The organism is Paenibacillus tundrae (assembly GCF_030812775.1).
Lineage (GTDB): Bacteria > Bacillota > Bacilli > Paenibacillales > Paenibacillaceae > Paenibacillus > Paenibacillus tundrae_A.
This window is the reverse complement of the sequence record NZ_JAUSTI010000017.1, coordinates 68,070-86,399: the sequence shown is the minus strand read 5'-3', so window position 1 is coordinate 86,399 and position 18,330 is coordinate 68,070. Positions and strand designations below refer to the sequence as shown.

Sequence of the window (18,330 nt, the reverse complement as noted above, 5' to 3'; positions counted from 1 at the left end):
AAAAATTTAATTTGTCAACAGGTAAACAATAAATAAAGTGTCCAAATTGAGAATAAAATTTGAACATTTGTTGACTAAAAATCATACTAATGTGGTATATTGGTATCAGTAAATAACTTACAAAAAGGGAAAAGGAAGTGTTTACTATGGCATCGAAGACAGCAATGGTAAGCCAATTGGAGCGCAAGGATAAAAATATGCGGCGCGCAGTCTTGACGATGACAGTTTTGGCCTGGATCGCGCTGATTACAGGCGTAGTTATGTGCTTGATCAACTTGAATGAATTTAATGACCGTAATCTTGGCTTGATGGTGGGTATTGGTTTCCTGGTTGGTAGCGTATTCATTTACGTTATTGCAAAAGCGATCGGATTAGTTCATACACGTCATGAAGACGAAGGTGCGGATTAATAATAGTCTGCAGGTTATTCGTCCATACTAAGACTGGATAAGTAATCGGAATCCAGTCAATATAGCCCTTTGCGGATTCGTTGACCTATTCAACGAGACTGCAAAGGGCTTTATTTTTTTAGGTGACATGTGATGTTTTATCATACGGAAATATCAAGTGTGCAAGTAATTTGTGAGAAAAAATTCACACATTTAGGGTGTAAAATCGACAAATTTGTTAACAAGAACAAAAAAGTTGCTCATTTCTGATATCTTTAGAAGGAATAGAGTAGTATACTGATTTTTCAGTATGAGCGAATTTAAGGAGAGGGGATCAAGATGAACAAGAAACCTAGGTCGCTAGCCCGGATTATTATTCCGGTTGTCCTGACGTTGGTTACCATCGCATTGATTGTCTGGCCAATGCTGGCAGGCGGGCAGTACGTTGTTCTGGATCCAAAGGGACCGATTGGCGCTTCACAGAGAGATTTGATCGTTATTTCAACTATTCTGTGTGCTGTCATTATCGTACCTGTGTTGATTTTGTCTGCAGTAATCGTATGGCGTTACCGCGACAAACCGGACAATAAAGCTGCATATGAGCCGAATTGGTCTCATAGTACCAAAGCTGAGGTCATTTGGTGGACCGTTCCAATTATCATCATTGGAATACTCGCTATTGTAACAGTTCGTTACACTTATGATCTAGAGCCTTCGAAGCCACTGGCTTCTGAGAAAGCACCTGTGACTATCCAAGTATCGTCATTGGACTGGAAATGGTTGTTCATGTATCCAGAGCAAGGGATTGCAACGGTCAATACGTTGAATATTCCGGCAGACCGGCCCGTGAAATTTGAACTTACCGCGGATTCACCAATGAACTCGTTCTGGATTCCGCAACTTGGTGGTCAGATTTACACAATGTCGGGTATGGCGATGACCTTGTACCTGCAGGCTGACCATGAAGGACAGTATTGGGGCTCAGGCGCCAACTTTACAGGTGAACATTTCGGCAAAATGCGTTTTGATGTGAATGCTACATCAGACGAAGAGTTTGAAAACTGGGTAAGAGAAGTGAAGCAAAATTCCCAAGAGCTGACACAAGAAGGATACGATGCACTTACACAGCCTGGAACAAGCAATGTTGCTTATTACTCAGCCTTCCCAGAAGGTCTGTTCCAGAACATCGTAACTAAGTATGTTGTAGATGGTAATGGAGCTCATAGTAAGCACGGAAGCTCAAGTGAAGCTGCTGGAGCTAATCAAGCCACTCAAGAGTCCAATCAAGATGAGGACAAGAGTGCTAACTAAAGATTCGAAAGGAGGCCCCCAATGTTAGAGGGACTTAAGGAGTTTGCATCGGAGTTTTTCGTAACCGGTGATCCACTCATCTATGGTGCGATGGTAGCGATTGGTATTACTACGATTGCTATTGTAGCGGTGCTAACTTATTTTAAAAAATGGGGCTGGCTCTGGCGTAACTGGTTAACTACTGTCGATCATAAGAAGATCGGTATTATGTATATCATCGCTTCCATTATCATGTTGTTCCGTGGTGGTGTGGATGCGCTGATGATGCGTCTTCAGCTAGCAATGCCTAATATGGATTTCTTACACCCTGAGCATTATAATCAGGTCTTTACAACCCACGGTACGATCATGATCTTGTTCATGGCGATGCCATTTATGTTTGGTTTATTTAACGTTATCGTGCCACTTCAGATCGGAGCGAGAGACGTTGCGTTCCCGTTCCTGAATGCACTGAGCTTCTGGTTGTTCTTCCTAGGAGCAATGCTGTTTAACCTTTCATTCGTTATTGGTGGTTCACCAGACGCAGGATGGCTGAGTTATCCGCCTCTATCGGAGCTGTCGCACAGTCCGGGGGTAGGACAGAACTTCTATATATGGGGTATCCAAATATCGGGTATCGGTTCCCTGGCTACCGGTATCAACTTTATGGTTACCATCATTAAAATGCGCGCGCCAGGTATGCGTTGGATGAAGCTGCCGATGTTTACATGGTCAGTATTCTCCACTTGTATTATTATCTTGTTTGCATTCCCGATCTTGACTGTGACACTTGCATTGCTCTTCCTCGACAGGTTTGCCGGGGCGCATTTCTTCACACTTGATCTGGGCGGTAACCCAATGATGTATATTAACTTGATCTGGATGTGGGGTCACCCTGAGGTATACATTGTCGTCTTGCCGGCATTCGGTGTATTCTCCGAGATCGTAAGTACGTTCTCGCGGAAAAAACTGTTTGGTTACAAATCGATGGTATTCGCGATGTTGATCATCAGCTTCCTGTCCTTCTTCACATGGGCGCATCACTTCTTCACGATGGGTTCCGGAGCTGACGTGAATGCATTCTTCGCAGTAACTACGATGTTGATTGCAATTCCAACAGGGGTTAAGATATTTAACTGGCTGTTTACGATGTATCGAGGAAGAATTCGCATGGCAACGCCAATGATGTGGACACTTGCCTTTATCCCGTGCTTTATTGTCGGGGGGATGACGGGCGTTCTGTTGTCCGTCGCTCCTGCAGACTTCCAGTTCCACAACAGTTACTTCTTGATTGCCCACTTCCACCAAGTATTGATCGGTGGCGTTGTATTCGGATACTTCGCAGGTCTGTACTACTGGTGGCCTAAAATGTTCGGTTTCCAACTTGAAGAGAAACTGGGCAAATGGGCATTCTGGACTTGGAATATTGGTTTCTATGTCTGCTTCATGCCGCAGTACGCTGTCGGTCTGATGGGTATGACACGTCGTCTAAGCACTTACGGCTGGGATACTGGCTGGTGGGAACTGAACTTCGTATCTACGATTGGTGCATTCCTGATGGGTGTCGGATTCTTGTTCCAAGTTGCACAAATCGCAGACGGTATTCGCAAATACAAATCACTCAAAGCTTCTGGCGACCCATGGGATGCTCGTACACTTGAGTGGTCGATTCCTTCACCAGCTCCTGAGTACAACTTCGCTGTTACACCTCGCGGAGATGATATTGATGAGTGGTGGGAAGAGAAAGAACGTCGTGCTAAAGGCATCTATCCGCCAGAGCAAAAACTCGAGCCGATTCATATGCCGAAAAACTCTGGAATTCCGTTCGTTATGTCTGTCTTCTGGTTCATCGCCGGCTTCGGCTTTGTATTCGGATGGCTGTGGATGGCGATTCTCGGACTTGCCGGCGTAGGTATCTGCATGATCGCCCGTTCATTCTCATACGACACGGACTATTACATTCCGGTTGACGAAATTAAGCGTACCGAAGCGTCGTTAAGGGGGTCGGTATAGATGGCTCAAGCAGCCGCTAAGCACGGTGAGAATCATGCACATGGTCATGACCATGGCCACCATGATCCACAGGAAATGAAAATTCTCGGTTTCTGGTTCTTCCTGATTTCCGACGTAATCTTGTTCTCCGTATTGTTCGCAACCTTCATTGTGTTGCGTGACAATACGGCGGGCGGACCAATTTTGTCTGAACTGATTAAAATGCCTGGTGTTATTGCTGAAACATTCCTCTTGCTCACAAGTTCATTTACGAGCGGACTTGCTGTTCTGGCAATGAACCAAGGTAAAGTTAAACAGTTGATTAACTGGCTTATCGTTACAGCCGTTCTGGGTGCAGGCTTCCTTGCACTGGAGATTTATGAGTTTGTTGAGATGGTTCACGAAGGATTCAGCTACACGACGAGTGCTGCTTCTGGCGCATTCTTCACCTTGGTGGGTACTCACGGACTTCACGTATCGCTCGGTCTGATCTGGATGATTGGATTGATGTTCCAACTGAAAAAACGTGGAATTACCGATGTAACTCGCGGTAAAATCAACGTAATCAGCTTGTACTGGCACTTCTTGGACGTTGTATGGATCTTCCTTCTATCCATCGTCTATCTGATGGGGGTGATGTAGATGGCAGAGCACAACACACATGATTCCCATGGCCATGAACAACATGGCTCGCTGAAGTCCTATGTCATCGGTTTTATTCTCTCTATCGTTCTAACGATCATCCCGCTGGTGGTTGTTCTGAACGACATGATGGGTAAAACAGGAACAATGGTTGTTATTCTTGGTACAGCTGCACTTCAGTTTGTGGTTCAACTCTTCTTCTTCATGCATATTCGTGAAACAGAGAAACCACGCTGGAATGTTATGGCTCTCATTTTCGGGCTTCTGATGATGATGACCATCGTTATCGGCTCGATCTGGATCATGCTTAATAACGCAGTTGCACATTAAGTTTCAGATTCAAAAGGGATTTCCCGGTCTATCTATGACCGTGGGAATCCCTTTTTTTGTTTGGAGTTTTTCGCCTAAAACTCAAACCTTTTTATCTAGCTTCATGGATTCCAGCGAACGGATTGATTGACTGAACACGTCAAACTTGTGAAGTTGTATGGATACGGATATTAATATGAATGTACATATTTAACTACATTAGTTGTTTTATTTTGAAAAAAAGGTACACAAAAGATATAAAATGAACTAAAATGAACATATATGAACATCATTCAAATGACGAAGGGAATGGATTGAACATGGAAAACCGTTACGCTGCACACCCTAATGAAGTAAAAACATATGATACGTCTCGCCTGCGTGAGGAATTTTTGATGGAGCAGCTATTCGCTGTAGATGAACTAGTAACCGTATACTCCCACGTGGATCGTTATATTGTAGGAACGGCTGTACCACAGAGCAAGGATATTACGCTCGAAGTGAACTTGAAGGATATTGGAACGGACTTTTTCTTAGAGCGTCGTGAAATCGGTATCATTAATGTTGGTGGACATGGAACGGTAACCGCTGATGGGCAAGGCTATGAGATTGGTGCGAAGGAATGTCTGTATATTGGACGTGGCGTTAAAGAGGTTCTGTTCAAGAGCAGCGACAATGCTCAGCCAGCACAATTCTACTTCGTATCAACACCAGCACACCATACGTATCCAACGGTAAAAGCTACACAAGAGCAAGCACAGCCTAACCATCTGGGCAGCATTGAAAGCTCGAATGAACGTACAATCTATCGTTATATCCACCAAGGCGAAGGCGGTATTCAGAGCTGTCAACTTGTCATGGGTATTACTGAGCTCAATAAGGGTAACATGTGGAACACCATGCCTGCACATACCCATAATCGTCGTTCCGAAGTATACTTATATTGGAACCTGCCAGAGGATGGTGTAGTGTTCCATATGATGGGCGAACCAAACGAAACACGTCATCTGGTTGTTCGTGATCGTCAGGCGATCATTTCACCAAGCTGGTCTATTCACAGTGGCGTAGGTACAAGTAATTATACGTTCTGTTGGGCGATGGCTGGTGAGAACCAAACCTTCGAGGATATGGACGGCGTAGCAATGAAAGATCTGAAGTAACACGCTGTATGTGAAACAGGTTATTCATTTTAATTCAGTTATATAGGAAGTTGATTGTGATGAATCCTTTGAAGCGACATGAGAAAATTATGGAGGCGTTGTTACAACGCCAGGAAATGACCGTTAGTGATCTAAGTGAACTGCTGCAGGTTACAGGTAAGACGGTAAGGGAAGATCTTGCCAAGCTGGAGAGCATGGGTTTACTTGTCCGTGTCCACGGTGGGGCAATGCTGGCTCAGAACGATCAATATGGTATTCTGAACAGCCGCGGAGTCATTGAGAAGCACCATCCGGAAAAAACGGAAATTGCCGAACGGGCACTTGCTTATATACGTCCTGGAGATATTGTTGCATTGGACGGCGGAAGTACAACGCTAGAGATGGCGAGACGTATGGATAACCTCCCCTTGACCGTAGTCACGAACGACCTGTTTATTATTGCCGAGTTAACGAAGAAGGAACAGGTTCGATTGGTTGTGCCAGGGGGAGCGAGAGTTCGAAATATGCTGGTAGGGGACGATACGGCTACCTTTATTTCGGGGCTTAATATCCATAAAGCATTTATCTCCACTACTGCACTTCATCCCGAGTTCGGATTATCCATCTATACAGGTGATCTCGTACCGTTGAAAAAAGCAATGATCTCGGCATCCCAACAAGTGTACGGCGTTGTGGATCATCATAAATTCGGGCAATTTGCACTACGTACCTTTGCGAATTGTTCAGAGCTTGATTGCATTATCAGCGATCATCGACTAGATGAAGAGACAGCGGCGCTATATAGTCAGAGCGGTGTCAAAGTGGATTATCAAAGTTAACTTAATTAATGGTTTGCATATCATAACATGCGGAGGAATCACATATGAACTCATTTGATTTGAGTGGACAAGTTGCTCTCGTGACTGGAACATCTGGTGGGCTGGGGCAAGGTATGGCGATCGGGCTGGCAGAAGCAGGAGCCGATGTAATCCTAGTGTCCTATTCCAAACCTGTGGAAACAGCCGGTGCTATCGAGGCATTGGGACGCAAAGCTTATGTTATAGAAGCAGATCTGAGTATCGAGGATGAACTGTCTAAAGTGTTTGAAGAGGCTCTATCCTTTCAAGGCAAGATTGATATTTTAGTGAACAACGCAGGTATCATTCGCCGTACCCCGGCTGCAGATCATGGGCAGCAAGACTGGCATGATGTCATTGCGCTTAATTTGAATAGCGTATTTTTCCTGAGCCAATTGGCGGGTAGACATATGATCGAACGTGGTAGCGGCAAGATCATAAACATTGCGTCTATGCTGTCCTATCAGGGGGGAATTAATGTACCTGGATATACAGCTAGTAAACATGGTGTTGCTGGTCTGACCAAAGCGCTCGCGAATGAGTGGGCAGGTAAAGGTGTACAGATTAACGCAATCGCACCAGGTTATATGGAAACGGACAATACGACGCAGATCCGGGCAGATGAGAATCGGTACCGTGATATTACTGCGCGCATCCCGGCTGGACGTTGGGGAACACCAGAAGACTTGAAAGGGCCGGTTGTCTTCTTGGCATCTTCAGCCTCGGACTACTTGAACGGTCATGTACTTAATGTCGATGGTGGCTGGCTGGCTCGCTAGGTTTCCACCCATCCGATTATAAAGGAGACAAGAATGATGAAACTTGGTATTCTAGCGCATACGTTCGGTAAGCAGCCTACAGCTCAGCTTGCGCAGACGATCGCAGATAACGGGTTCAATTCGGTGCAGCTTGCGCTTGCCAAAGCGCTCTCCGATGTTGATTCTGCGAATGGCAAGCTAAGCCCTGGGCTGGCGAATGAAATTGGAGATCAATTTGCACAGCGTGGCGTGAAAATTGCAGTGCTAGGCTGTTATATTAATCCGATTGATCCCGATCCGGTGAGCCGGCGTGCAGATATTGATCGATTCAAGGAGCACCTAAGGTATGCTAGAGATTTCGGGTGCAGCATGGTTGCAACGGAAACGGGTGGTTTGGACACATATCTTAGTACACATCCGGATACGTATGAAGAACATGCATGGAATGTATTGCGGGCAACAGTAGAGGAGATTGCGGAAGAGGCTGAGAAGTGGGGCGTTCATGCTGCAATTGAGCCTGTGTCGACACATACATTGCATACGCGTGAACATATGGTGCGTTTGTTTGAAGAGATTCCTTCTTCGAATCTGGGCATGTTGTTCGATCCATGTAACTTGATTAAACAGCATCATGTAGCAGATCAGGCAGGGTTCCTACGTGAAGTCATGGAGACGCTATATCAGCGAATCATTGTTATTCACGCCAAGGACGTGGCTTTCAATGCTCAAGGGGAGAAGATTAATCCTGTGCCTGGTGCGGGCATTTTAGATTATCCGTTATTTTTTGAACTATTGAAGCAATATAAGCCGCATATTGATATTTCATTAGAAGGTGTGACTGCGGAAGAGGCAGTACCTGCGGCGAAACATTTGCGTGAAGTATGGAATGGTGTACGAGTATAAACGTTAGATATTGCTAATTCGCAGGTTGAATGAAGCGAGTAATTAATAATGACTAAAGAACCTTTGCACTAGCAAAGGTTTTTTAGTATACCAAGACGGTGAATTTTATATTTATAATTTCTCATCGGAAAAATCGGAAATAATTCTTTTCAAATACGACATCTTGTGAGAGAATATGGAAAACATACGCCACCAAGTGAGTGCACCCAGAGATTTTAACGTATACCTAAGGGAGGATTCAGATTTATGTCAAACGAACGTGAGCTTTCTTTTGAGACATTAGCAATTCATGCAGGTCAGGAAATAGACCCTACAACACAAGCACGAGCTGTACCTTTGTATCAGACAACATCTTATGGTTTCCGTGATACTGAACATGCTGCTAATTTGTTTGGATTGAAAGAGTTTGGCAACATTTACACACGTCTGATGAATCCAACAACGGATGTATTTGAGCAACGTATCGCAGCACTGGAAGGTGGAGCAGGAGCTTTGGCTACAGCTTCAGGTCAGGCGGCAATCACCTTCTCACTTCTCAATATTGCTGGCGCAGGTGATGAGATTGTGTCCTCCGCAAGTCTCTATGGAGGAACGTACAACTTATTCTCTACAACACTGCCGAAGCTAGGAATCGACGTGAAATTCGTGGATTCTAATGACCCTGAGAACTTCCGGGCAGCAATTACGGAGAAAACAAAGGCATTGTTCGCTGAAACGATTGGTAACCCTCAAGGGAATGTGCTGGATATTGAAGCTGTCGCGGTGATTGCTCATGAACATGGTATTCCGTTGATCGTAGACAATACGTTCCCAAGTCCATATCTGCTTCGACCGATTGAGCATGGAGCAGATATTGTTGTGCATTCGGCTACGAAATTCATTGGGGGACATGGTACTTCTATTGGTGGCGTCATCGTGGACAGCGGAAAATTTGATTGGAAGGCAAGTGGGAAGTTCCCGGGTCTAACTGAGCCAGATTCCAGCTACAATGGCGTCGTTTACACGGAGGCTGTTGGACCAATCGCGTATATTATCAAAGCACGTGTCCAGTTGTTAAGAGACATCGGTGCAACGATCTCACCTTTCAACTCATGGCTTTTGCTGCAGGGACTGGAGACACTTCACCTACGTGTGGAACGTCATAGTAGTAATGCACTAGCGGTTGCAGAATATCTAGAGAAACATGAAGATGTATTATGGGTAAGCTATGCAGGTCTGCCAAGTCATGCATCGTATGAACTTGCACAGAAGTATCTCCCGAGAGGTCAAGGCGCGATTTTAACCTTTGGTATTAAAGGTGGGGTAGATGCAGGACGTAAACTGATCGAGAATGTGAAGCTGTTCTCTCACCTTGCAAATGTGGGTGACTCCAAGTCTCTGATTATTCACCCAGCAAGTACAACACATCAGCAACTATCAGAAGATGAGCAGACAGCAGCAGGTGTTAATCCGGAGCTGATTCGTTTGTCGGTGGGTACGGAGAATATTCATGATATCTTGTATGATCTGGAGCAAGCAATCCAAGCAAGCCAACAAGCCAGCGTTAGTGTATAAGTTCGTGTGAAGTTTAGCTGCTCATGTTGAATATATGAAGAAGATATTTGCTGGAAGCCAGATAAACTAATATGTCTCATTTGACCTCTAATACAAAAAAACAAACTTAAGTCACCATCCTTATGGATCGGTGGCTTTTTGTTTTTTTCGTGGAAAAACTGTGAGAATCCCCATTTACAAATTTCAATTACAGGCATATAATAACTAAAAGTTGGTTTAGGTAAAAATAATTGCATAAGTACAAAAATGATTATCATTCTCATTTGATCACCATGCTGCTGCGGGATTCCCGCAGCAGCATGTGTCATTTTTAGGGCATTAACAATGGATCTCATTCTCAATACAACTCATCTTTGGAATACGAAATCAGCAAGATAATTCGTTCCAACATTCAGAAAGGACAGTGATGAACATGCAAGCGATACATCAATCCATTCGTGATCAAGTTAAGGCAGAGAAGGTTTCAACCAACGCGCCTAACCCAAACCGCAGACGTAAACCAAACTTTCGAACTATGCTTCACAACAAAGAGATGCAGGCAGCACTAGGTAGTGGACTCTTGATGTTGATTGCCTGGGGTACTGCTTCGTGGTCTCAACCGTTATCCGTCATGTTATATATTGTGGCGTATGCTTTGGGTGGTTGGACAAAGGCAAAAGAAGGTGTAGAGACACTCGTCAAAGACCGTGATCTGGACGTTAACTTGCTTATGATTGCAGCAGCCCTTGGGGCTGCTGCGATTGGGTACTGGAATGAAGGAGCAATGCTCATCTTTATTTTTGCACTGAGCGGAGCGTTGGAAAGTTATGCGACAGAACGTAGTCATAAGGATATCTCATCCTTACTGGCGTTGAAACCTGAAACGGCACTTCGTATTGAGGAAGGACAGATGAACCTCGTTGCGATTGATGAGCTACAGCCTGGCGACCTGCTGTTAGTCAAACCAGGAGAACTGGTTCCTGCTGATGGGGTCGTGTATCGCGGAAGTTCTTTTATTAATCAGTCCTCAATTACAGGTGAATCGCTGCCAGTGGATAAAGGTGCAGGTGATGAGGTGTATGCTGGGACAGTGAACGGTGAAGGTGCATTGTATGTCGAAGTTACCAAGTCGGCTGAGGGCTCGCTCTTTGGCAAAATTATTAGATTGGTTGAGGAAGCGCAGGCGGAAGTCCCTGATTCACAACGTTTCATCGAACGATTTGAAGGCATATATGCGCGCATCGTTGTGCTCGTGACATTATTGATTATCGGGGGAACACCGTTATTGTTTGGCTGGACATGGGGGGATGCTTTTTATAAAGCGATGGTGTTTCTGGTTGTAGCGTCTCCTTGTGCACTCGTATCTTCCATTATGCCGGTAATGTTATCCGCAATGTCCAGCAGCGCCCGTCGAGGAATTTTATTCAAGGGTGGGGCACATGTGGAGAATCTGGCTCAGACCCAAGTGGTTGCTTTTGATAAAACAGGAACATTAACGATGGGCATGCCTCAGGTCACGGACATCGTAACAGCAGAAGTTTATGATCGTACCCAAGTGCTTGCTGCTGTAGCAAGCATTGAGAATCTCTCGATGCATCCTCTCGCTCGCGCCATTGTAGATCAGGCGATGCTTGAGTACATTGCACTTCCACAAGCCGAGCAGGTACAGGCACTAACCGGCTGGGGCATTGAAGGTATGGTGAATGATGTACATTGGAGAATTGGGAAAACAGATGAGGTTGATAAAGATACGAATACCCTTTGGTATGATGAACGTGCTCGTCTAGAGGGTGAAGGCAAGACGGTATCTGTGGTGAAGGCAGACGGGAAAATTGTAGGTCTAATCGCGATGCGGGATACGGTTCGTCCACAGGCAGCAGCGGCTGTAAGAAAGCTTAAAGCGATGGGTGTACATGTAGCGATGCTGACAGGTGATCGTGCAGAGGCAGCTACTGTTATTGCACGTGAAACTGGAGTAGATATCGTCTATGCGGATCTGTTCCCCGAAGATAAGGTGAAGCAGGTACACGCTTTGCGCAAGCAATATGGCCAGGTGTTGATGGTCGGCGATGGCGTTAATGATGCTCCTGCACTTGCCGCAGCGACGGTAGGAATGGGCATGGGGGTATCCGGAAGTGGTACGGCACTAGAGGTAGCTGATGTTGTGTTGATGAATGATCGTATCGAAGAAATTGCATGGGTGATTGCGCAAGCTCGACGTGCGCAACGGACGATTAAGCAAAATATGGTGTTTGCGATTACCGTTATCCTTGCCTTAATTGCCGGAAACTTCCTTCAAGATGTAGCATTGCCTCTAGGCGTTGTGGGACATGAAGGCAGTACGATTTTAGTTATTTTAAATGGTCTTAGATTACTGCGTTAGGGTCACGATTCACAGTGCAATTGCATTGCGAGACGAGGACTTGAGAAAGGAGCTTGGCGCCTTCTATGATGAATTGGAGAAATTCAATGTGGAATTGATTCGATTTATTCAATCTTGATTCGGCAACGTCACTTACAATGAATTCCAACTATTTCATGGAATCTTCATTTATGGCCAAAAAGAGAACCCCATCGGCAGCGGTGAGCTGTTGGATCGGGTTCTCTTTTTTTGGATCTCATATATACGTTTTACGTTATGACATGTGCTGTGTGTGAAACGTGCGGGTTGCTTTTTCGATGGATGATTAAGCTCTTTTCTAGCAAAGTACGTGTTCAGAAAGGTCGGTTTTCAACCTCTAGAAAAGTTCAGTCAGACCAATCATGGTGATGAGTCCGAGTAGGAATGAGACAGTTGCGACACGTGCATTGCCATCCCCGTGGCTTTCGGGAATTAACTCTTTGTAGACGATGAACATCATTGCCCCTGCTGCAAATGCCAGACCATACGGGACAAGACCCTCAACCAAGCTGCTAAGTGTATATCCGATCATTGCTGTAATAATCTCGACCGCTCCGGTGAGTGTAGCAATACCCAGAGCTTTGAAGCGACCAATATTCTGATTGACGAGGAACAGGGCGACCAGGAATCCTTCAGGTGCATTTTGCAAACCAATAGACAGCGCAATCAGGTTGCCAAGGCCAGCATCCCCACTGGCGTAGCTGACACCAACGGATAATCCCTCTGGCAAATTATGCATCGTAATCGCTGCAATAATCATGAAGGCTTTAGCTTCAATTTTGAACGGCATCTTCTCAGGATTCTCAAGATCCACATGCGGAATCTTCATCTCTAGAACGAGTAGAACCATACTACCGAGCAGAATACCCACAGCCAGTACGAATAGGTTCGATTGACCGAGTGCTTCGGGAATGAGATTGTAAACGGAGGCAGAGGTCATTATCCCTGCTGCGTACGCCAGCAAAATATCACGGAGTCGATGTGTTACTTTGCGCATAAATAAAATCGGTATGGCACCAAGGCCGGTGGACATGGCTGAAATAAAGCTGCCAAGCAGTGCTTCGTTCATGCTTCTATTTTCCCTCCTGATGAAGACTTCTTCATAATCGCTGCAGAGCATTGACACCTTACACAAAAGAGATCATAATGAACAACAGATTAGAATGATTATAAATTAGAATTCCGTTTCTGCATAGGGCAATTGTCATAACAGTCCAGTCATATGGACATGATCTGGGCTCTCATTTTTAGTGTATGCAAAGGCGTTTGCTTTTGATGCTGGAGAGTCGATCCTTTTTGTAGAAACCGGGGGAGGAACTATACATGTATAAATCAATTATTATTGGAACAGGTCCTGCGGGACTGACAGCAGCAATCTATCTGGCACGCGCCAACTTGAGCCCACTCGTTATTGAAGGGCCACAACCTGGTGGTCAACTGACAACAACAACAGAAGTTGAGAACTTCCCAGGTTTCCCTGATGGAATTATGGGTCCTGAATTGATGGATAATATGCGTAAACAAGCAGAACGCTTCGGAGCAGAATTCCGCACAGGCTGGGTTAATAATATCGACATGAGCGAGCGTCCATTCAAAATCCAAGTTGAAGGTATGGGAGAACTCGTATCGGAAACGCTGATCTTGTCTACAGGCGCATCTGCTAAATATCTTGGTATTCCTGGTGAAGAAACCAATGTTGGACGTGGTGTAAGTACTTGCGCAACATGTGACGGATTCTTCTTCCGTAACAAAGAAATTATCGTTATTGGTGGCGGTGACTCCGCACTTGAAGAAGCAAGCTTCCTGTCCCGTTTTGGCTCCAAAGTAACGTTGGTACACCGTCGTGAAGAACTGCGTGGCTCCAAAATCATGCAGGATCGTGCACGCAGCAACGAAAAAGTAGAGATGGCTTTGAATCGTACTCCGATTGAAGTACTTGCTGGTGAGAATGGTGTAACTGGACTGAAAGTGCTGAACAACGCAACAGGTGAAGAAGAAGTGATCCCTGCGAGCGGTGTATTCGTAGCAATTGGTCATACGCCTAACACAGGCTTCTTGGGTGGACAGATCACAACTGACGAGCATGGTTATATTTTGACAACACCAGGTACGTCCGAGACGAACATCCCAGGTGTATTTGCTTGTGGAGATGTACAGGATACTCGTTACAAACAAGCCATTACAGCAGCAGGAAGTGGATGTATGGCGGCAATGGATACAGAGAAATATATCGAGAGCCTAGAGCATACTGCAGTTTCTCTGTAAGATCTGGTGAATGAAGCAAGATGGCTAGATCAATAAATATAAATAATAACTAAACTATATGAGGTGAAAAGATCATGGAAAACGTAATTGTATACACATCGACTAACTGCCCGAACTGCAAATCCGTTAAAAGTTTCTTGGCTGACAAAGGTATCGCTTATGAAGAGCGTAACATCGAAACTAGCGATGAATTCGCACAACAAGTATGGGACATGGGCGTACGTGCTGTACCTCTGACTGTTATCGGCGAACATCGCATTCTGGGAATGAACAAAACACAATTCGCTAAAGCATTGGACGCATAAATTAGTCGAATCGTCTGAGCGTTACAGGGTGGAAGACGTAAGATAATCTATAGCTATTCCGGTTCGCGCGAGCCGTTTGAATATAAATATACGAAAGAAGCCTTAGTCCAGATTAGGATTAAGGCTTCTTTTGTTCGTTCTGCTTATAAACAGGTGATTACATGAAAAATCCCCTTCCAGTAGCAATTCAGAGACATGACCACATGCCTTATGAATAACTGCAGAAGAGGATTTTACGTTGCGTGTGTTACATCAAGTTATTGTTCATCTAGAAAAAGATACTCATAAAGGTCTGAAATATTACATACACCACTAAGCCTGACAGCATGTACATGAAACCAGCCTTTTTTTTGCTCTGAAATAATCGGAGTATGCCAAGGCTGAACATTGGCGCAAGCACGATCAGGAACAGGAGTACGGTGACAAACATTTGCGCCGAGATATCTGAGGTATCTACGTAGGTCACAGGTGTTCACTCCGTTTCGTTATAGGGGATAACATAACGACGTACATGTCGCCATGACAAAAATCACATATATTCATTATACCCCTGGATTTCTTTAACAAAAAGGGAGGAAATGGGGCGAAATGATGTCAATTTCATTAGTTATTAGACGGATACTCTGATTCTCCCTAAAAATTGGGAAATGGCAGAGTAAGCTGCACCCACTCTTGTTGAACGGCTACCTAGAGCAGCCCATTCAATCTGCAAACTGCGGCGATGATATGGCAGGGTTCGCTCCTCAACAACTTGTCTTAATGCCGTTTCGATCCATGGTCGTGCTTTGGATAATCCTCCACCAATAATGATACGCTCTGGATTGAAGCTATTGACGATATTAGTAATGCCAATACCTAATTTACGACCGATGTCTTCGTACAATGCCAATACAGCTTCATGCCCTTGAGCGGCATATTCAATCAATTCTTGGGTTGTGTGTGCAGGCAAATGTACTTGATAATCGGGATGTTCATAAGCTCTCTCCGAAGCATATAACTCCCAGCAGCCGCGATTGCCACAAGAGCAAGGTCTTCCCTCAGATTCAATAGACATATGACCGGTTTCTCCGGCATAACCCCAAGCGCCTTTGTACAATTCGCCATCTACCATAATGCCTGATCCAATCCCGATGCCTGCGCTGATGTAGATTAGATGCCGAACACCGATACCTGCGCCAAAATTCAGTTCACCATGAGCACCAGCATTGGCCTCATTATCAATCGTGACAGGCAGTTGGAAAGCTTCTTCTAACATAGCACGTAGGGGAACTTTCTCCCACTGTAGATTGGGTGCGTATAGCACAGTACCTTCCTCATCAACCATGCCGGGTACACCGATGCCAATGCCAATTATGCCATGAGGTGAAGACGGTGCAGTTTGGATTAAGTGATCAGCCGCGAGCTTCAACTGCTCAAATACGGATGAAACATCATGCTGCTCCAATTGCACGGCATATTCAGTAACAATACGGCCTTCCAAATCCGTAAGTACACCTTTCAAATGAGTGACACTGAGTTCCAATCCAACCGCATAGCCGGCTGTACCTCGAAAGAGCAGCATCAGTGGTTTGCGTCCGCCACTAGACTCCCCTGGGCCGATCTCTTGTACTAACTCGTCATGGATTAAATCAGCGACCAGATTAGAGACTGTGGCTTTGTTAAGCCCTGTAACCTCGGATACTCGCGCACGAGAGAGGGGGGCATGACGTCTAATGGTATCGAGGACGATCGATTTATTTATTTTTTTGACCAGCATCTGGTCTCCGGTAATTTTCATATCAACAAGGCACTCCTATTCTCTCTACTAAAAGAGTTCACAATGATATCCGCTAGCAAGCTATTCGACTATTATAGCGTAAACAAACGTGCAAAAAACATTTTTATTTAACTTTGTTTAATGGATAGACAAAGTATAATCGATGTGATAGGATAACGGTGTAAACGATTTCTTTAAAACTATTGAGGAGGCATTTTACACATGGCCTATTTTGAATCCGTTAATAAAATTGCATTCGAAGGTAAAGATTCCACGAATCCATTTTCTTTTAAACACTATAATCCACAAGAAGTTGTTGCTGGCAAAACGATGGAAGATCACTTCCGTTTCGGCATGGCTTACTGGCATACATTAACTGCAGGCGGCAGTGATCCGTTTGGTGCGGAGACCGCTGTTCGTTCTTGGGATAGCTACTCCGGTCTGGATAAAGCGAAAGTTCGCGTTGAAGCGGCTTTTGAATTTATGGAAAAAATGAATCTGCCGTACTTCTGTTTCCACGATGTGGACATCGCTCCAGAAGGTGCAACACTGCGCGAATTCTACAGTAACATCGATACGATCGTTGACCTGCTGGAAGAGCATATGAAAGCTAGCGGCAAAAAGCTGCTCTGGAATACAGCGAACATGTTCTCCAACCCACGCTTCATGTTTGGTGCAGCTTCCACGTGTAACGCTGATGTATACGCTCATGCAGCAGCACAGATCAAGAAAGGTCTGGAAGTTGGTAAACGTCTGGGTGCAGAAAACTATGTATTCTGGGGCGGTCGTGAAGGTTACGACACATTGCTGAATACAGACATGCAACTGGAGCAAGACAACATTGCTCGTATGTTCCACATGGCTGTTGATTATGCGAAGGAAATCGGCTTCGACGCTCAATTCCTGATCGAGCCTAAACCAAAAGAGCCAACGAAGCATCAATATGACTACGATGCAGCTACTTCCATCGCATTCTTGCAAAAATATGATCTGGACAAACAGTTCAAGCTGAACCTTGAAGCGAACCATGCTACACTGGCAGGTCATACGTTTGATCACGAGATCCGCGTAGCACGTATCAACGGCATGCTCGGTTCCCTGGATGCAAACCAAGGTGATCTGCTGATTGGTTGGGATACGGATGAGTTCCCAGTGGACATGTATGATGCAACGCTGACAATGTACGAAGTATTGAAAAACGGCGGTATCGGCCGTGGTGGCGTGAACTTTGACGCGAAGGTTCGTCGTGGTTCCTTCGAGCCTGAGGATCTGTTCCTGGCACACATCGCTGGTATGGACACGTATGCAAAAGGTCTGAAAGTAGCTGCAAGACTGATCGAAGATCGCGTATTCGATGACTTCATCGAAAAACGTTACAGCAGCTTCAGCGAAGGCATTGGTGCAGAAGTGGTTGAAGGTAAAGCGACACTTGCTTCCCTTGCTGAGTATGCACTGAACAACGAAAGCCCACGCAAAAACCAATCCGGACGTCAGGAATTGCTGAGAGCAAAACTCAACCAATACATCCTGGCTGACTAAGACAGTCATTGAGCAAGACGGATTCATGCTCTGATGGCTCTGCCTATGACCAGATCATAAGCGAGCATACAGCAAAGCATGAATACCTCTTCCTACTAGGCGCAGGAACATCTTGCGCCCTGGACGTTGAATAAGCGTGACATTCAAACCGTCCCCGCTTTCCTCTGGGAAGGCGGGAACGGTTTTTTTTGAAACGTGAGCAGCACAGCATACGGCGATCTTACAATGAAATGCATAAAGGGCATGCAAAAC

17 protein-coding genes are annotated in these 18,330 nt (G+C 45.1%); 14 read left to right on the top strand and 3 right to left on the bottom strand.

What is annotated here, in order from left to right; genetic code table 11:
- The first annotated feature begins 146 nt into the window (after nucleotides 1–146).
- The 11 genes from J2T19_RS23270 (at nucleotide 147) to J2T19_RS23220 (ending at nucleotide 12,195) form a co-directional block, all read left to right on the top strand.
- Nucleotides 147–410: a hypothetical protein gene (locus J2T19_RS23270; RefSeq protein WP_145051748.1), complete on the top strand. Its 264-nt coding sequence runs from the start codon at nucleotides 147–149 to the stop codon at nucleotides 408–410.
- Between the two features lie 318 nt (nucleotides 411–728).
- Nucleotides 729–1,700 carry a ubiquinol oxidase subunit II gene (gene cyoA, locus J2T19_RS23265; protein WP_307220059.1) on the top strand — a complete coding sequence of 324 codons (972 nt, stop codon included), beginning with the start codon at nucleotides 729–731 and terminating at the stop codon, nucleotides 1,698–1,700.
- Between the two features lie 21 nt (nucleotides 1,701–1,721).
- On the top strand, nucleotides 1,722–3,692 hold the full coding sequence (locus J2T19_RS23260; RefSeq protein ID WP_145051744.1) for a cbb3-type cytochrome c oxidase subunit I: 1,971 nt from the start codon (nucleotides 1,722–1,724) through the stop codon (nucleotides 3,690–3,692).
- Complete coding sequence (gene cyoC / locus J2T19_RS23255) at nucleotides 3,693–4,313, top strand: cytochrome o ubiquinol oxidase subunit III (protein WP_110898411.1); 621 nt, start codon at nucleotides 3,693–3,695, stop codon at nucleotides 4,311–4,313.
- Entirely contained in the window at nucleotides 4,314–4,643 is a 330-nt protein-coding gene (cyoD, locus tag J2T19_RS23250; RefSeq protein WP_056693282.1) for a cytochrome o ubiquinol oxidase subunit IV, read from the top strand.
- Between the two features lie 299 nt (nucleotides 4,644–4,942).
- Complete coding sequence (gene kduI, locus J2T19_RS23245) at nucleotides 4,943–5,782, top strand: 5-dehydro-4-deoxy-D-glucuronate isomerase (RefSeq protein ID WP_239293780.1); 840 nt, start codon at nucleotides 4,943–4,945, stop codon at nucleotides 5,780–5,782.
- Between the two features lie 59 nt (nucleotides 5,783–5,841).
- Nucleotides 5,842–6,600 carry a DeoR/GlpR family DNA-binding transcription regulator gene (locus J2T19_RS23240; RefSeq protein ID WP_307220052.1) on the top strand — a complete coding sequence of 253 codons (759 nt, stop codon included), beginning with the start codon at nucleotides 5,842–5,844 and terminating at the stop codon, nucleotides 6,598–6,600.
- A gap of 44 nt (nucleotides 6,601–6,644) precedes the next feature.
- Nucleotides 6,645–7,397, top strand: coding sequence for a 2-dehydro-3-deoxy-D-gluconate 5-dehydrogenase KduD (kduD, locus tag J2T19_RS23235; RefSeq protein ID WP_307220050.1), 753 nt, complete (start codon nucleotides 6,645–6,647; stop codon nucleotides 7,395–7,397).
- A 36-nt stretch (nucleotides 7,398–7,433) separates the two neighbouring features.
- Nucleotides 7,434–8,279 (top strand): sugar phosphate isomerase/epimerase family protein, encoded by an 846-nt coding sequence (locus J2T19_RS23230; protein WP_186323553.1) that lies wholly within the window; start codon nucleotides 7,434–7,436, stop codon nucleotides 8,277–8,279.
- A 246-nt stretch (nucleotides 8,280–8,525) separates the two neighbouring features.
- The gene (locus tag J2T19_RS23225; protein WP_307220047.1) at nucleotides 8,526–9,833 is read left to right on the top strand and encodes a homocysteine synthase; all 1,308 of its coding nucleotides are present in this window, start codon (nucleotides 8,526–8,528) and stop codon (nucleotides 9,831–9,833) included.
- Nucleotides 9,834–10,245: 412 nt separating this feature from the next.
- Nucleotides 10,246–12,195 carry a heavy metal translocating P-type ATPase gene (locus J2T19_RS23220; RefSeq protein WP_307220044.1) on the top strand — a complete coding sequence of 650 codons (1,950 nt, stop codon included), beginning with the start codon at nucleotides 10,246–10,248 and terminating at the stop codon, nucleotides 12,193–12,195.
- Between the two features lie 355 nt (nucleotides 12,196–12,550).
- Here the strand turns inward: J2T19_RS23220 and J2T19_RS23215 are convergent, their stop codons facing one another.
- Entirely contained in the window at nucleotides 12,551–13,282 is a 732-nt protein-coding gene (locus tag J2T19_RS23215) for a ZIP family metal transporter (protein WP_307220042.1), read from the bottom strand.
- 254 nt (nucleotides 13,283–13,536) lie between these two features.
- On the opposite strand from J2T19_RS23215, the gene trxB reads away from it, so the two are divergent.
- Both trxB and J2T19_RS23205 read left to right on the top strand, forming a co-directional pair.
- Nucleotides 13,537–14,478: a thioredoxin-disulfide reductase gene (gene trxB, locus J2T19_RS23210; RefSeq protein ID WP_307220039.1), complete on the top strand. Its 942-nt coding sequence runs from the start codon at nucleotides 13,537–13,539 to the stop codon at nucleotides 14,476–14,478.
- 74 nt (nucleotides 14,479–14,552) lie between these two features.
- A complete protein-coding gene (locus tag J2T19_RS23205) occupies nucleotides 14,553–14,783 on the top strand; it encodes a glutaredoxin family protein (RefSeq protein ID WP_056693307.1) in 231 nt (76 codons plus the stop codon).
- Between the two features lie 268 nt (nucleotides 14,784–15,051).
- On the opposite strand, the gene J2T19_RS23200 is transcribed toward J2T19_RS23205, so the two are convergent.
- Nucleotides 15,052–15,249, bottom strand: a complete 198-nt coding sequence (locus J2T19_RS23200) for a hypothetical protein (protein ID WP_056693310.1) — start codon at nucleotides 15,247–15,249, stop codon at nucleotides 15,052–15,054.
- 144 nt (nucleotides 15,250–15,393) lie between these two features.
- Nucleotides 15,394–16,560 (bottom strand): ROK family transcriptional regulator, encoded by a 1,167-nt coding sequence (locus J2T19_RS23195; protein ID WP_307220034.1) that lies wholly within the window; start codon nucleotides 16,558–16,560, stop codon nucleotides 15,394–15,396.
- A gap of 201 nt (nucleotides 16,561–16,761) precedes the next feature.
- Here J2T19_RS23195 and xylA point away from each other — a divergent pair, with 201 nt between their 5' ends.
- The gene (gene xylA / locus J2T19_RS23190) at nucleotides 16,762–18,078 is read left to right on the top strand and encodes a xylose isomerase (RefSeq protein WP_307220032.1); all 1,317 of its coding nucleotides are present in this window, start codon (nucleotides 16,762–16,764) and stop codon (nucleotides 18,076–18,078) included.
- Nucleotides 18,079–18,330 lie beyond the last annotated feature (252 nt).